Annotated in this window: 1 protein-coding gene; it reads right to left on the reverse strand. The window is 70.3% G+C overall.

The genetic code is table 11. The features are described from left to right. Window positions 1-436: alpha-hydroxy-acid oxidizing protein (locus tag K9U40_RS23845; RefSeq protein WP_282892528.1), on the reverse strand; the 436-nt coding region annotated here is incomplete at its 3' end. Window positions 437-444 lie beyond the last annotated feature (8 nt).

Below are 444 nucleotides of genomic sequence, written 5' to 3' on the forward strand. Positions count from 1 at the left end.
CCTGCGCGCGCTCCAGCGCGTTCTTCATGAAGCCGCGGTCCTTGAGCACGTAGAGCTGGAACCACATCGGCCGGCCGAGCTTCGGCGCCACCTCCTCGATCGGGCAGACCGAGACGCTGGACATGGTGAACGGCACGCCGTGCCGGTCGGCCGCGCGCGCGGCCTGCACCTCGCCGCGCCGTGCGTACATGCCCGTCAGGCCCACGGGCGACAGCGCCACGGGGATCGAGAGCTTCTCGCCGAACAGCTCGATGCTGGTGTCGAGCCGGCTCATGTCCTTGAGCACGCGCTGGCGCAGCGCGACCGCAGCCAGGTCCTCGACGTTGCGGCGCAGCGTCTGCTCGGCATAGGCGCCGCCGTCGATGTAGTGGAAGAGGAAGGGGGGCAGGCGCCGGCGCGCGGCCTCGCGGTAGTCGGCGGTGGAAGAGATGATCATGGTTGTCG

The sequence above is a fragment of the Xanthobacter autotrophicus genome, from assembly GCF_030015065.1.
GTDB classification, from domain to species: Bacteria; Pseudomonadota; Alphaproteobacteria; order Rhizobiales; family Xanthobacteraceae; genus Xanthobacter; species Xanthobacter autotrophicus_D.